Annotated in this window: 1 protein-coding gene; it reads left to right on the top strand. The window is 62.8% G+C overall.

The annotated features are described in order from the left end of the window. The first annotated feature begins 8 nt into the window (after positions 1–8). Positions 9–18,014 (top strand): Ig-like domain-containing protein, encoded by an 18,006-nt coding sequence (locus ACOTZB_RS02110; RefSeq protein ID WP_421626378.1) that lies wholly within the window; start codon positions 9–11, stop codon positions 18,012–18,014. Positions 18,015–18,020 lie beyond the last annotated feature (6 nt).

Here is an 18,020-nt window from a genome sequence, read left to right as displayed (position 1 = left end):
AGAAGAATATGAGTAACGTAAAAGTTGTTGATGTCATCATTCGCAAAACGGCGGAGAAAACGAAATTAACCGGCGAAGGAAATCTGTCGGTCTCTATTTCATCCCCGAGCGTGATTGAAATCCAGGGTTCTGCTCAGGATGTGGTGCGCTATGTCCGCCAGGGTAAAGATCTCCTCATTTATATGAAAGATGGCAGCGTTATTCGCTGCAATAACTATTTTGTTGAAGATCCTGAAACGTATAATCAGTCAGAGCTGGTATTCAACGATCGTCAGGAACTGACGCATATTTCTTTTGCCGATACCGGGGAAGCATCGGGTGCTGCGGTGACCGAGTTAACCGCGCAGGCCACACCGATTAGCAGCATTCAGCCTTTCCTCGAGCAGGAAAGCGTCTTAAGCGACGCCCCGTGGGGCTGGATTGCGGGAGCGGCATTAGGTGGCGGTGCCATCGGGGCGCTGCTGGCAAACGGCGGTGACGGCGAAACTAAAACGAAAGTTATTGATAATACGAAAGAAGTTGAAAGCGCTACGCCGACCTTCTTGCTCTCGGATAAAGCGGGTGACAAGCAGGGCGTGCTGAGTGCAAACGAGATCACGGACGACAGCAACCCAACCTTTAGCGGCACCGGTCAGCCGGGTGCGACCATCCAGATCAAAGACAGCAGCGGCAGCACCATTGCCAGCACCATGGTCGGTAAAGACGGCACCTGGACGGTAATGTTACCGACCCAGACGGACGGGGAGCACACCTGGTCAGTCGTGCAGATCGACGGCAGTAAAACCACCTCAGCGGGCAGTATCACCGTGACGGTCTCTACCGCCGAGGCCGCCATTACGCTGGCCACCACGGCGGGCGATAACGTGCTGAACGCCAGCGAGCAATCCGCGGGCTTTACGCTTTCGGGTGCCAGCAAAAACCTGGCGCAGGGTACCGAACTCACCGTGACGCTGAACGGCAAAACCTACGCGGCTGAAGTGGGAGCAGACGGCGCGTGGCGCGTTGACGTGCCTGCGGCAGATGCGCAGGCGCTGGGCGATGGTACCTGGACGGTGAACGTTAGCGGTAAAGACGCGGCGGGTAATACTGTGAGCGGCGGTCAGACGATTGGCGTGGATACCACTGCGCCAACCCTCTCTGTCGATACCCTCGCGCAGGACAACATCATTAATGCGGCTGAGCACAACCAGCCGCTGACCCTGACCGGTAAAACGAACGCGGAAGCCGGTCAGATCGTCACGGTCACGCTGAACGGTAAAAACTATAACGCCACGGTGGGCAGCGACGGCACCTGGTCCGTCACGCTTGATGTGAACGACGTGCAGGCGCTGAGTGAGGGTAATCACACCCTGACGGTTAACGTTAGCGACAAAGCGGGCAACGGCTCGTCCGTAACGGCAGATTTCACGGTGGATACCGCCGCGCCGGTCGTCACCATCCATACCGTGGCGGGCGACGATACCCTCAATATCAGCGAGCAGGGCCAGGCGCAGATTATCTCCGGGCAGGCGAGCGGCGCGGCGGCGGGCGATGTGGTCACCGTGACTCTTGGCGGCCAGACCTTCACCGGCGTGGTGCTGGCGGACGGCAGCTGGAGCGTGGGCGTTCCGGCGTCCGTGCTGGGCGCGCTGGGTGAAGGCAACCACACGCTTTCGGTTTCCGTCACTGACGCGGCAGGCAACACCGGCAGCGCCACGCACGGCATTACGCTGAGCGGACACCCGCCGGAATTTACGATTGACGCCATCAGCCAGGATAACGTCCTGAATGCCCAGGAGGCGATGCAGCCGCTGAGCCTGACCGGCACCAGCAATCTACCGGACGGCAGCACCGTCACCGTGACGCTCAACAACGTCAGCTATCAGGCCACCGTCGAAAACGGTATCTGGGCAGTCCAGGTGCCGGTTTCCGACGTCCTGAATCTGGCGAACACGCTTTATACCGTCAGCGTCAGCGGGACCGACAGCGTCGGTAACAGCGGTTCTGCCGAGGCGAATCTGCTGGTGGATACCGTTCTTCCGCAGGTCATTATCAATACGTTTGCGGGCGACAACCTGGTCAATAACGCCGAAGCGGGCGTCGATCAAACCCTCAGCGGTCGCGTTACCGGCGCGGCGGCGGGCGATACCGTCTCCATCACCGCAGGCGGCAAGAGTTACACCGCGACGGTTGGAAGCGATCTGACCTGGAGCGTGAAAATCCCGTCAGCGGATCTTCAGGCGTTCGGCGACGGGGATTTAACCTTCAGCGCGTCCGTCACCAACGGTCACGGTAATACCGGCACCGGAGAGCGTGATATCAACATCAACGCCGAGCTGCCGGGTCTGCGCGTGAACACCATCTCCGGCGATGACGTGATCAACGCCATCGAACAGCAGCAGGATCTGAGCGTCACCGGCTCCAGCACCCATCTGGCCGCAGGCACGCAGATTATCGTCACCATCAACAACGTGGAGTACGTTACCGCGGTGAACGCCAGCGGCAGCTGGCAGATCGGCGTTCCGGCGGCGGACCTGCAGGCCTGGACGGCGGGCGGCATGACGGTTAGCGTCAGCGCGGTAGATGCCTGGGGCAATCCCGTTGCGGCTGAACACCCGATTGAACTCGATCTGAACGCTGTGGCGGTCACCATTGATACCGTCTCCGGCGATGACCTGCTGAATGCGGCAGAAAAAGGCATTGATTTAACCCTTTCCGGCCAGACGCAGGGCGTGGAGGCGGGGCAGACCGTGGTGCTGAAATTCGCCGACCAGACCTTCACCGCGCAGGTGCAGCAGGATGGCTCCTGGAGCCTGACCGTACCCGCCAGCGCCATGGAAACCCTGATCGACGGGCGCGCGCAGGTGAGCGTCAGCGTCACTAACGTCAGCGGCAACAGCGCCGACGCGTCGCGCGTGGTCACGGTGGATACGCAGCCGCCGGCGATTACGCTCGATAACCTGACCGCCGACAACATCATCAATGCCGCTGAAGCGCAGCAGGATTTACTGTTAAGCGGCAGCAGCAGTGCGGAACCGGGCCAGACGGTCACCGTGACGCTGAACGGCAAAACGTATCAGACCACGGTCCAGACGGACGGTACCTGGCAGCTGAGCGTCCCGGCGGCAGATGTGGGTGCCCTGACGGACGGCATTGTGACCGTGACGGCCACCGTCAGCGACGTGGCGGGCAACGCCAGCAGCGCGGACCGCGTGGGTCTGGTGGACGCAACCGTACCGCAGGTGACCATCAACGACTTTGTCACCGACACCAACACCGTTAACCAGCTCGCCCATTCACAGGCGCAGATCCTGAGCGGTTCCGTCACCGGTGCGGCGGCGGGCGACCTGGTCACCATCACCATTAACAGCGTCGACTATACCACCGTGGTGGATGCATCCGGCAACTGGAGCCTTGGGCTGCCGGCATCCGTCGTACAGGGGCTGACCGACGGCACCTGGACAATTGACGTCTCCGTGACCGACAGATCCGGCAACACCGGAAGCAATTCGCTGGATGTGGTGGTGAATACCGTGACGCCTGTCATCGGTATCAACACGCTGGCGGCGGACGATGTGATCAACGCGACCGAGAAGGGCGAAAATCTGCTGCTCTCCGGCACCAGCAACCAGCCGGAAGGCACGACCATTACGGTGACCCTGAACGGCATTCAGTACACCGCCACCGCTGACGCCAGCGGTAACTGGAGCGTGACCGTACCGGCCTCGGCCGTAAGCGCGCTGGGAGAAGCCCATTACACCGTGACGGCGAGCGTCACGGATAACGTAGGTAACAGCGCTTCAACCTCACACGATGTGCTGGTGGACAGCTCGCTGCCGGTGGTCACGATCGACACCCTGGCGGGCGACAATATCGTTAACGCAGCGGAAGTGGCGGCAGGGCAAACCCTGACCGGTAAGGTGACGAACGCGGCGTCAGGTGACACTGTCACCATCATCCTTGGCGGCCAGACGTACACGGCCACCGTGCAGGACGATCTCACCTGGAGCCTGCCGTTAAGCGAGAGCCAGTTCACCGCGCTCGGCAACGGCGACCTCACCGTATCCGCCAGCGTGACCAACGGCCACGGCAATACCGGCTCTTCTTCTCTCGACTTCACCATCGACGCCCAGCTCCCGGGGCTGCGCATTGATACGGTCGCGGGCGATAACGTCATTAACGCGATCGAACACGCCCAGAACCTGATTGTATCCGGTACCAGCACCGATCTGTCGGCGGGCAGCGCCGTAACCGTGACCATTAACGGTAAAGCCTATTCTGCAACGGTGCTGGCGGATGGTTCCTGGCAGGCGGCAGTACCGGCGGCCGACGTGTCCCAGTGGACGGACGGTTCGCTGGATATCAAGGCAAGCGCGCAGGATGCTTCCGGCAACCCGGTGGTTATCGGCACCGTCGTGGACGTCGATCTCGCGCCTGTCGCCATCACCATCAGCAGCGTGACCGACGATAACGTGCTCAACGCGGCGGAAAAAGGCCAGGATCTGGTGCTTTCCGGCACCACGTCCAACGTTGAAGCGGGTCAGACCGTGACCATCACCTTCGCGGGTAAAACCTATACCACGACGGTGGATGCCAACGGCGACTGGACCTGGACCGTTCCGGCAGCCGATTTGAGCAGCCTGAAAGACGGTGACGCCAGCGTGCAGGTAACCGTCACCAACGTGAACGGCAACGCGGCGTCTTCGGCTCAGGAATTCAGCGTCGATACCTCCGCGCCGACGGTGACCATTAACACCATCAGCGGCGATAACATGCTTAATGCGGCTGAGGCGGCGCAGGATCTGACCCTGAGCGGCACCTCGACTGCCGAAGCAGGCCAGACGGTCACCGTGACCTTCAACGGCAATCAGTACACCGCGCAGGTGCAGGCGGACGGCAGCTGGACGCTGGACGTGCCTGCGGCGGATATGGCAGGCATCGCCGACGGCAGCGCGGCGGTCACGGCGACCGTGTCCGATAAGGCTGGCAACCCGGCCAGCGCGGGCTCCTCGGTGCTGGTCGACACCACCGTACCGCAGATTTCATTCAACATCGTTGCGGGCGACGACGTCGTGAATATTGCCGAGCACGGCCAGGCGCTGATCGTCTCTGGTAAGGTGACGGGCGCGCAGGCGGGTGACGTGATTACCGTGACCCTGAACGGCAAAGACTACACCGCCATGCTGGACGCGTCCGGCAGCTGGAGCGTGGGCGTTCCGGCGGCGGACGTAGGCGCGCTGGTTAACGGCGAACAGACGATCTCCGCGACCCTCACCGATAAAGCCGGTAACAGCACCACCGAGACGCACGCGTTTGACGTTTCCCTGACCGCGCCGGTGATTGCCATCAATACCCTGGCGGTTGACGACGTGATCAACGCGACCGAGAAAGGCCAGGATCTGCTGGTGTCCGGCACCAGTAACCAGCCGGACGGAACCACCATCATTGTGACCCTGAACGGGATTAACTATACGGCGACTACCGACGCCAGCGGGAACTGGAGCGTTACCGTTCCGGCGGCAAACGTCTCCGCGCTGGGCGAAGCAAGCTACGTGGTGACGGCGAGCGTAACCGACGCTGCGGGCAACAGCGCGAGCACCGGCCACGGCGTGCTGGTCGACAGCGCGCTGCCGCAGGTCACCATCAATCCTGTCGCCACGGACGATATCATTAACGCAGCGGAAGTGGCTGCCGGGCAGACCCTGAGCGGCAAAGTAAGCGGTGCGGCGAGCGGTGACACTGTCACCATTTCAGTTGGTGGCAACACCTGGACCGCGACGGTTCAGGACGATCTGAGCTGGTCGGTCAACGTGCCGTCCACGGTCTTAACCGCCATCGGGAACGGCGATCTGACCGTGTCAGCCAGCGTCACCAACGGCCACGGCAACACCGGAACCGGCGAGCGCGACATCACTATTGATGCCAACCTGCCGGGCCTGCGCGTCGATACCGTGGCGGGCGACGATGTCATCAACAGCATTGAGCACGCTCAGAACCTGATCATCACCGGCTCCAGCGAAGGCCTGGCAACGGGCGCGGCGTTAACGGTCACCGTCAACGGCAAAACCTACGCGGCCACCGTGCTGGCGGACGGGACCTGGACGGCAGCCATTCCGGCGGCGGACGTCAGCGCGCTGAATGCGGGCACGGTCACCGTGACCGTGGACGGCCAGAGCGCGGCGGGCAATCCGGTTTCCATCAGCCATGACGTGAAGGTGGATCTGGCGGCAGTCGCCATCAGTATTAACCCAATTGCCACCGACGACGTGATCAACGCGGCGGAGAAAGGCGCGGACCTGGTGCTGTCCGGCTCCACCACCAACGTGGAAGAAAACCAGACCGTCACCATCATCTTCGGCGGCAAGTCGTACACCGCGATGGTGGATGCCGACGGCAACTGGACGACCACCGTACCGTCTGCCGATTTGGGCAGCCTGAAGGACGGCGATGCCAGCGTGCAGGTAAGCGTCACCAACGTGAACGGCAACAGCGCGTCGGCAGGCCGCGAGTACAGCGTGGACGCCACCGCGCCGACGGTGTCTATTGAAATTGTCAGCGACAACAACATCATCAATGCGGCCGAAGCGCAGCAGGATCTGGTCGTTAACGGCGTGACCAACGCCGAAGCAGGCCAGACCGTCACCGTGACGCTGAACGGCGTGGACTACACCACCACCGTTGAGGCTAACGGCAGCTGGAGCGTGACCGTGCCGTCCGCGGATCTGAGCGGTATTACCGACGGCAACTACACCATCAGCGCCGCCGTGTCTGATAAGGCGGGCAACCCGGCCTCTGCGGATCGCGACGTATTGGTGGATACCACCGTTCCGCAGCTGACCATCCACACCGTTTCCGACGACGACGTGATCAACAGCGCCGAGCATGCGCAGGCCTTGATTGTCACCGGTTCCGTGACCGGCGCGGCGGCGGGTGATGTGGTCACCGTTACCCTCAACGGCAAATCGTACACCGCCACCCTGGATGCCTCAGGCAACTGGAGCGTTGGCGTGCCTGCGGCAGACGTCACCGCGCTGGCCGCAGGGGATTACACCATTACCGCGACGCTGACCGATAAAGCGGGCAACAGCAACAGCGCCACGCACGGCGTGGAGGTGAACCTGACCGCGCCGGGGCTGACCATTGACACCGTTTCCGGTGACGATGTGATCAACAATACTGAGAAAACCCAGGATCTGACCCTCTCCGGTACGGCTTCCGGCCTGGCGGCAGGCGCGGTGGTGACCGTGATGCTGAACGGCAAAGCGTACAGCGCGACGGTCGATAGCAACGGGAAATGGACGACTACCGTCCCGGCGAGCGAAGTCGGTCAGCTGGGTGAGGCGCTTTACACCGTCACCGCATCGGCAACGGACAGCGTCGGCAACAATACCAGCACGTCACACACCGTGAACGTGGAATCCGTTCTGCCGGGCGTGATCGTCAACACCATTGCGGGCGATGACGTGATTAACGCGGCGGAGCTGGCAGCCGGGCAGACCATTAGCGGTAAGGTGGTGAATGCCGAAGCGGGCAACACCGTGACCGTGACCATTGGCGGTAACAGCTACACCGCAACGGTGCAGAGCGATCTCACCTGGTCCGTGAACGTGCCGTCGGACGTGCTGACCGCGCTGGGCAACGGCGATTTGACGGTGTCGGCCAGCGTGACCAACGGCGTCGGCAACAGCGGATCCGCTGAGCGCGATATCACTATCGACGCTAACCTGCCGGGCCTGCGCGTGGATACCGTGGCGGGTGATGACGTGATTAACAGCATCGAACACGGACAGAACCTGATTATCACCGGCTCCAGCGACGGGCTGGCGGCGGGCTCGGCGCTGACCGTGACCGTCAACGGCAAAACCTATGCCGCAACGGTGCTCGCAGACGGCACCTGGCGCGCGGCGATCCCGGCTGCGGACGTGGGTGCGCTGAATGCAGGCACGGTCACCGTGACCGTTGCGGGCCAGAGCAGCGCCGGTAATCCGGTCTCCATCAGCCATGAGGTGACGGTGGATTTGGCGACCGTTGCCATCAGCATCGATGCGATTGCCGCCGACGACGTGATTAACGCCGCCGAGAAGGGCGCGGATCTGGTGCTCTCCGGGGCGACCTCGAACGTTGAGGAAAACCAGACCGTTACCATCACCTTCGGCGGCAAGAGCTACACCGCGACCGTAGGCGCCGACGGCAAATGGACGACCACGGTGCCAGCGGCCGATCTGGCAGGTCTGAAAGACGGTGACGCCAGCGTGCAGGTGAGCGTCACCAACGTCAACGGCAACAGCGCCTCGGCGGGCCGCGAGTACAGCGTGGATGCGACCGCGCCGTCCGTGACCATCAACACCCTGGCGACGGACGACATTCTTAATGCCGCCGAAGCGAAGAGCGATCTGACCGTGTCCGGTACCAGTACCGCCGAAGCGGGCCAGACGGTGACCGTGTCGCTGAACGGCAAAGACTACACCACAACCGTCAGCGCGGACGGCAGCTGGACGCTGAACGTTCCGGCGGCCGATCTGGCAGGATTAACCGACGGCAGCGTCACCGTTACCGCATCGGTCAGCGACAAGGCGGGTAACCCGGCGTCCGTGGACCACAACCTGACGGTGGATGTGACCGTTCCTGCGGTCACTATCAACACCATCGCGGGTGATGATGTGATTAACGTGGCTGAACACAGTCAGGCACACGTTATCAGCGGCACCGCCATCGGCGCGGCAGCGGGCGATAAGGTGACCGTCACCATCGGCGGCCAGACTTACACCACCGTGCTGGACGCGGCGGGTAACTGGAGCGTGGGCGTACCGGCAAGCGTGATTTCCGGCCTCAGCGACGGCACCGTGACCGTCACGGCGTCGGTTACCGACGCGGCGGGCAACACCGGCACCGGCAGTCATGACGTGACCGTCGATACCGGCCTGCCGTCGGTGGCCTTCAACGCCATCAGCGATGACAACGTCCTGAACGCGGTTGAAAAGGGTCAGGATCTGAGCGTCAGCGGCACCAGCGCCAACCTGGCAGAAGGCACCGTGGTGATCGTGACCCTCAACGGTAAAAACTACACGGCCACAACCGCAGCAGACGGCACCTGGAGCCTGACGGTTCCGGCAGCGGATCTGGCCGGTCTCGGCCAGGCCAACTATACCCTGAACGCGACCACCACCAACGGCGTGGGCAACAGCGTGAGCAACACCGCGAACCTGCTGGTGGACACCGCGCTGCCAACCGTCACCATCAATACCGTGGCGGGCGATAACGTCATCAACGCGGCGGAAGTGGCGGCAGGCCAGACCCTGAGCGGCACCGTGGCGAACGCCGAAGCGGGCAATACCGTTACCGTCACCATAGGCGGCAACAGCTACACCGCAACGGTGCAGAACGATCTGACCTGGTCCGTCAACGTGCCGTCAGACGTGCTGACGGCGCTCGGCAACGGCAGCCTGAGCGTGACGGCGACCGTCACCAACGGACACGGCAACACCGGCACCGGCGAGCGCGAGATCGCGATCGACGCTAACCTGCCGGGTCTGCGCGTCGATACCGTGGCGGGCGACAACGTGGTCAACAGCATCGAGCATGCGCAGAACCTGATCGTCAGCGGATCCAGCGACGGGCTAGCGCCAGGCACGGCGCTGACCGTCACCGTCAACGGCAAAGACTATGCGGCCACGGTGCTGGCGGACGGCACCTGGAGCGCGGCGATCCCGTCCACCGACGTGAGCGCGTGGCCGGAAGGCACCGTCAAAATCAGCGTGACCGGCGACAGCTCAGCGGGCAATCCGATTACCATCAGCCACGACGTGACGGTGGATCTGGCGACCGTTGCCATCAGCATCAACGCCATCGCCACCGACGACGTAATTAACGCGGCGGAGAAGGGCGCGGATCTGGTGCTGTCCGGTGCGACCACCAACGTGGAAGCCGGGCAGACCGTGACCATCAGCCTGAACGGCAAAATTTATAGCGCGACAGTAGACGACAGCGGCAACTGGACTTACACCGTGCCGTCTGCGGATCTGGTACACCTCAAGGACGGCGACGCCAGCGTGCAGGTGAGCGTCACCAACGTCAACGGCAACAGCGCCTCGGCGGGCCGCGAGTACAGCGTGGATGCGACCGCGCCGTCCGTGACCATCAACACCCTTGCGGCTGACGATATTCTGAACGCCGCAGAAGCGCAGTCCGATCTGACCGTATCCGGCACCACCACCGCCGAAGCGGGCCAGACCGTGACCGTGACGCTGAACGGCAAAGACTACACCACAGCCGCAGGCGCGGACGGCAGTTGGACGCTGAGCGTTCCGGCGGCGGATCTGGCATCGCTCGGCGACGGCAGCGTCACCGTGACGGCGAGCGTCAGCGACAAGGCGGGCAACCCGGCGTCGGTTGATCACACTCTGACGGTCGACGTGACCGTGCCTGCGGTGACGATCAACACCGTGGCGGGCGATGACGTGATTAACATCGCTGAGCACGCTCAGGCGCATATCGTCAGCGGCACCGCCACCGGCGCGGCAGCGGGCGATAAGGTCACCGTGACCATCGGCGGCCAGACCTACACCACCGTGCTGGACGCGGCGGGGAACTGGAGCGTGGGCGTACCGGCCAGCGTGATTTCCGGCCTCAGCGACGGCACCGTAACCGTCACTGCGTCAGTCACCGACGCGGCGGGCAACACCGGTACCGGCACGCATAACGTGACCGTCGATACCGGGCTGCCTTCGGTCAGCTTCAACGCCATCAGCGACGATAACGTGCTGAACGCGGTAGAAAAAGGTCAGGATCTGAGCGTCAGCGGCACCAGCGCCAACCTGGCGGAAGGCACCGTGGTGACCGTGACCCTCAACGGTAAAAACTACGCGGCGACGACCGCGGCAGACGGCACCTGGAGCCTGACGGTTCCTGCAGCGGATCTGGCCGGTCTCGGCCAGGCCAACTATACCCTGAACGCGACCGCCACCAACGGCGTAGGCAACAGCGTGAGCAACACCGCGAACCTGCTGGTGGACACCGCGCTGCCAACCGTCACCATCAATACCGTGGCGGGCGATAACGTCATCAACGCGGCGGAAGTGGCCGCAGGCCAGACCATCAGCGGTAAGGTAGCGAACGCGGAAGCGGGCAACACGGTAACCGTGACTATCGGCGGCAACAGCTACACCGCAACGGTTCAGAGCGATCTCACCTGGTCCGTTAACGTGCCGGAATCCGTCCTGACCGCGCTGGGCAACGGCGATTTGACCGTGTCGGCGACCGTCACCAACGGCCACGGCAACACCGGCGCGGGCGAGCGCGAAATCACTATCGACGCCAGCCTGCCGGGCCTGCGCGTCGATACCGTGGCGGGCGACGATGTGATCAACAGCATCGAGCACGGGCAGAATCTGATCGTCACCGGCTCCAGCGACGGGCTGGCGGTAGGCACGACGCTCACCGTGACCGTGAATGGCAAAACCTATGCGGCCTCCGTGCTGGCAGACGGCACCTGGAGCGCGGCGATCCCGGCGGCAGACGTTAGCGCGCTGAATGCGGGCACGGTCACCGTCACCGTTGCGGGTCAGAGCGCGGCGGGCAACCCGGTAACCATCAGCCACGATGTCACCGTCGATCTGTCTGCCGTTGCCGTCAGCATCGATGCGATTGCCACCGACGACGTGATTAACGCGGCGGAGAAAGGCGCGGATCTGGTGCTGTCCGGCAGCACCTCGAACGTGGAGGAAAACCAAACCGTTACCATCACCTTCGGCGGCAAGACGTACACCGCGAAAGTGGATGCCGACGGTAACTGGACGGCCACCGTGCCGTCTGCGGATCTCGCGGGCCTGAAGGACGGCGATGCCAGCGTGCAGGTGAGCGTCACCAACGCGCACGGCAACAGCGCCTCTGCGGGCCGGGAGTACAGCGTGGATGCGACCGCGCCAACCGTGACCATTGATACGGTCGCAGGCGATAACGTGATTAACGCCAGCGAAGCGTCTGCGGGCGTGGCTATTTCCGGCACCACCACGGCGGAAGTCGGGCAGACGGTCACCGTGACGCTGGGCGGTAAGAGCTATACCGCGCAGGTGCAGCAGGGTGGAATCTGGAGCGTGAACGTGCCGGGTACCGACCTGTCCGCTCTGGCGGATAACGGCTACACCGTGCAGGTCAGCGTGAGCGACGCCGCGGGTAACCCGGGCAGCGCGGGCAAAGCGATTACGCTTGATACCACGCCGCCGACCGTCAGCTTTAACGCTGTCGCGGGCGATGACGTCATCAACAGCGTGGAGCACGGGCAAGCGCAGATCGTCAGCGGCACGGCAACCGGCGCGAGCGTCGGCGATAAGCTGGTCATCACCATCGGTTCGAACCAGTACACCACCACCGTGGACGCCAGCGGTAACTGGAGCGTGGGCGTTCCGGCCAGCGTGATTTCCGCGCTGACCGACGGCACCGTGACACTCAGTGCGACGATTACCGACAGCGCGGGCAACAGCAGCACCCAGACTCACGACGTGGTAGTGAACACCGCCTCCGTGGCGCTGACCATCAATACCCTCAGCGGCGATGACGTCATCAACGCGGCTGAGGCGGGCAACTCGCTGGTGATTAACGGCTCCAGCGCGCAGTTCGCCAGCGGGACTCAGGTTACCGTGACGCTGAACGGCAAGAGCTATACGGCCACCATCCAGAGCGACGGCAGCTGGACGACCACCGTACCGGCCGCCGACGTGGGCGCCCTGGCCGATGGCGCGAGCTATCAGGTGTCCGTGTCGGCGCAGGACAGCGCGGGCAACAGCGCGTCGGCGACGCACGGCATCAGCGTGGATACCACTGCGCCGGTCGTGAGCATCGCGACGCTGTCGGCTGACGACATGCTGAACGCGGCGGAAGCGCAGCAGCCGCTGACCGTGCACGGCTCGTCCAGCGCGGAGGCGGGTCAGACCGTCACCGTGACGCTGGGCGGCAAATCCTACACCGCCACCGTCGCGAACGACGGGACGTGGACGCTGGATGTTCCGGCGGCAGATCTGGCCGCCCTGAGCCAGGGCGCGCTGACGGTCACCGCCTCGGTCAACGACAAAGCCGGTAACAGCGGCCAGACCACGCACACCTTAACGGTGGATACCGTCGCGCCAACCGTGACCATCAGCACCGTCGCCGATGACGACATCGTCAACAACGCGGAGCAGCTGGCGGGCCAGACCATCAGCGGCACCACCACGGCGGAACAGGGCCAGACGGTGACCGTCTCCTTCAACGGGCACAGCTATCAGGCGACCGTCGGGGCGGACGGATCCTGGTCGGTCTTCGTGCCGGGCCGTGATTTCCTCGGCCTGAGCGATGGGGAGTACACCATCACCGCTTCGGTAAGCGATAAGGCGGGCAACCCGGGCAGCGCGACGCACGACGTAACGCTGAACGGCGATGTGCCAACCATCACCATTAACACCTTTGCGCAGGACGATATCGTCAACGCCGCCGAGCACGGTACGCCGCTGGTCGTCAGCGGTACCACCGACACCCCGGCGGGCCAGACGGTGACCATCACGCTTAACGGTAAAACCTACACGGCGACCGTCCAGAATGACGGCAGCTGGAGCTATACGGTGGGCAGCGCAGACGTGACCGCGCTGGCGGACGGCGGTTCTTACGTCATCAACGCGCAGGTCAGCAACACCATCGGCAACAGCGGCAGCGATAACCACACCGTGACCGTGGATCTCACCGCGCCGTCGATGGGCATTACGATTGATTCGCTGCAAAACGATACCGGCCTGAGCGCGAGTGATTTCATCACCAACGACAGCCAGGTCGTGGTCAACGGCTCGCTGACCGCGCAGCTCGGCAATAACGAGAAGGCGCAGATCAGCCTGGATGGCGGCACCACCTGGATTGACCTGACCGTGACCGGCACCACCTGGCGCTACACCGATGGCCGCACCCTGACGGACGGTACGTATCAGTACCAGGTGCGCGTTATCGATAACGCCGGTAACGTGGGGGCAACGGACAGCCAGGACGTGGTGATTGACCTGACTAAGCCTGCGGCAAGCACTATTACGGTCGATTCCATCACCCAGGATACCGGGCTGTCCGGCAGCGACTTTATCACCAGCGACAGCCAGATCAGCCTGAAAGGGACGCTCGGCGCGGCGCTGGGCAGCGGCGACCACGCGCAGATCAGCCTTGACGGCGGCGTCACCTGGACCGACGTCAGCGTCAGCGGCCTGAGCTGGACCTATGTCGATGGCCGCACGCTGGCCGACGGGGATTACAACTACCAGCTGCGCGTGATTGACGATGCGGGCAATATCAGCGCCACCGCCAGCCAGGTGGTGACCATTGATACCGTTGCGCCGGACGCAAGCAAAACGATCGCTATCGACAGCATCAGCGACGATACCGGTCTGAGCAGCAGCGACTTTATCACCAACGATACGTCCCTGACGCTGCACGGCTCGCTCGGCGCGACGCTGGCCGACGGCGAATATGCCCAGATCAGCATCGACGGCGGCGTGACCTGGCAGAACGTCATCGTCACCGGCAACAGCTGGTACTACGTCGATAGCCGCACGTTGGGTAACCAGACCTATGATTACTACGTTCGCGTGGTGGATGCGGCGGGCAACGTGGGGGCCAGCGCCCATCAGCAGGTGACCGTCGATACGGTCGCCCCGGATGCGGCGATTACGGTGACCGTGGATAACATCACCGTGGATACCGGCTTCGACAATAACGACTTCCTGACCAGTTCGACCTCGTACACGCTGCACGGAACGCTTGGCGCAGAGCTCGGCGCGGGTGAATTCGTGCAGGTGAGCATGGACGGCGGCAGCACCTGGGTGTACGCCACCGTCAGCGGGACGCAGTGGAGCTACAGCGACACCCGTACCCTGACCGACGGTAGCCATAACTACCAGGTGCGGGTCGTTGACCAGGCGGGGAACGTGGGAGCCACCATCTCGCAGGCGGTGACGGTGGATACCCAGGCGCCGCAGTACGGCGTCACCATCGACATCATCAGCGACGATACCGGCCAGTCCGGGAGTGATTTCATTACCATGGACACTACGCTGACCATCAACGGTTCGCTGGGCAGCGCGCTGGCAAACGACGAGCGCGTGCAGATCAGCCTCGACGGCGGGAATACCTGGCTCGATACCACGGTCACCAACCAGCGCTGGAGCTACACCGATACCCGCGATCTGGCTGACGGGGACTATACCTACCAGGTACGGATTATCGACCAGGCGGGCAACGTGGGCTCCACCGCCTCTCAGGTGGTGACGGTGGACACCACGCCGCCAGCGACGGTAGGCACGGTAGTGAGCTATACCGACGGCGAAGGCGAGCGTCAGGGCACCTTTGGCAGCGCGGTGGCAACCGACGATAACTCGCCGCTGATCAACGGGACGCTGAACCGCGCCCTGGACGACGGTGAAATTGTGCAGCTCTACCGTGACGGCGTTCTGCTCGGCCAGGTGACCATGAACGGCAGCGCAAGCTGGTCCTTCCAGGACAACGGCCTGAGCGACGGCAATCACACCTATATCGTGCGCGTCACCGACAAAGCCGGTAACTACACGGAATCCGACGGCTTTGTGCTGAACGTCGATACCAGCATCCCGACCACCACGGCGGCGATTACCGCGCAGACCACGTCGGACACTACGCCGATCGTCAGCGGTACTGTCTCCGCTGACCTGGTGAACGGTGAATATCTGGTGGTGACGGTGAACGGCAAAACCTACACCTCCCAGACGGGCGGTGCGGTGGTGGTCGACCCGGATCACAACACCTGGTATCTGCAGATCCCGGACGGCGATGCGCTGAGCGTGTCGAGCTACAGCGTGACGGCGCAGGTGAAGAGCAGCGCGGGTAACGGCAATACCACCGGTACGGCGACCGGCAGCCTGGTGATTGATACCACTTCGGTGAATACCGACTGGGCGACCACGGCGGGGAACAGCAACAACTCGACCATGACCCTCGGCATGAACAGCAGCGGTCTGTGGAATATCATTGCTAACGGCCAGTCTTACTCCAGCAGCGATAATTCGAGCTATGCCGGAAATACGCTGACCAACACCCGCGGCTACTACGTGGTGAGCCAGACCGCCGCCGACTTTGACCGTAACGGCACGCAGGATATTTTCGCGACCGAGAACACCTACGCCGGCTCCACGCAGGTGATGTGGACCTATGATGGCAGTACCTATAACGCCAGCCAGCTGGCGATGGGGACCACCATCTGGTACGGCGGCGTGATCGCGTACGACAAAACCGGGGATGGCTATCTGGATCTGGCGTACGGCGATGCCGGTATGGACTCACTGACCTACCTGGTGAACAACAACGGCGTTCTGTCACCGGACGGCACCGGCGGGGAAGGCGGGTTCTACGGTCAGTTCGATTCCGGGCGAGAAATCTCCGGCGTCGACCTGAACAACGACGGCACGGTGGATATTGTCCAGCACACCAACCGCAGCGGCGCGTACTCGTTAACCGTGATCAACAACAACGGTAACGGCACGCTCTCCATCGGCCAGAACCTGACCAACGTGTTTGTGGCCAACGCCTCGAATACCACCACGGCGGCATCCATGACGTGGGCGGACTTCAACGGCGATGGCTACATGGATCTGTACCTGGGAAGCAGCTACAACAACAACGGCGGGGTAATCTACTACAACGACGGTACCGGGAAGCTCTCTGCCACCAAGAGCGCGGTGGAAGCCTCCAACGCCACGGCGGGCTATCTGTCGGTGGCGGTGGACTGGAACGGTGACGGGCAGATGGACATCATCAAGCTCAGCACCTACGGCGGCTCGCAGACGGCGACGCTGTTCACCAACAACGGTTACGGTTCCACCTGGACCTCCAGCCAGCTGGCGTCAGGCCTGGCGAACGTCACCGGCGTGGCGGCAGTGGACTACAACTGGGACGGCGCGCAGGATCTGCTGGTCTCTCAGCAGAACGGCAAGGTGGTGCTGGTGCAAAACAGCAAAACCATTGCTGATGGCACCGCGATGCATCTGCACATTGTCGACAGCGAGGGCATCAACGCCTACTACGGCAACACGGTCAATCTGTACAACGCCGCGGGCGTGCTGGTGGCCTCGCAGATCATCAACGCCCAGTCCGGTATCGGGTCGAACGATACCTCTGCGCTGGTGAGCTTCTACGGGCTGGATCCGAATGAAACCTATTCGGCGGAGATCCTGAAGATCACCAACGGCGTGTCGGATAACGTCACCTGGACCGGCCTGGAGGCGGGTAACGGCAAAGAGGGCTATGTCCTGACGGCCGAAGCCGCCACCGGTGGCCACAGCGGGACCATCACCGGGACCGGGTATAACGACACCTTCATCGCAGAGGATGGCACCTATACCTACAACGGTTCCGGCGGCTGGAATACCCACTCCGACTACGACACCTGGAGCAACACCGGTGGGATGGACGTGGTGGATTACCGCAACGCGACCTCCGGCGTTAACGTTGATTTGCGCCTCTCAACCGCGCAGAACACCGGGTTCGGTACCACGCGACTGTTGAACATTGAAGGCATCAACGGCTCGGATTACGACGACGTTATTACCGGCAACAGCGGTGATAACCAGTTCGAAGGGCGCGGCGGAAACGACACCTTCAACATCGGCAGCGGCGGTCACGATACGTTGCTCTATAAGCTGATTAACGCCTCGGATGCAACGGGCGGTAACGGTCACGACGTGGTGAACGGCTTCACGGTCGGTACCTGGGAAGGGACCGCGGACACGGATCGTATTGACCTGCGCGATCTGCTCTCCGACAGCGGCTATACCGGCACAGGCTCGGCGAGCTACGTGAACGGCGTGGCCACGCTGGACAGCAGCGCGGGCAATATCAGCGATTACATCCGCGTGGTGCAGAACGGCAGCAATACCGAGATCCAGGTTGACCTGGACGGTACCGGCGGTCAGTTCTCGCCAACCACCCTGGTGACGCTGAACGGCGTGCAGACGGATCTGGCGACGCTGCTGGCGAACCATCAGCTGTTAATTGCGTAAAACAAC

Source organism: Enterobacter cloacae complex sp. SHL020 (genome assembly GCF_049236945.1).
Taxonomy (GTDB): domain Bacteria; phylum Pseudomonadota; class Gammaproteobacteria; order Enterobacterales; family Enterobacteriaceae; genus Enterobacter; species Enterobacter dykesii.
This window is presented reverse-complemented; position numbering and strand designations above follow the sequence as displayed.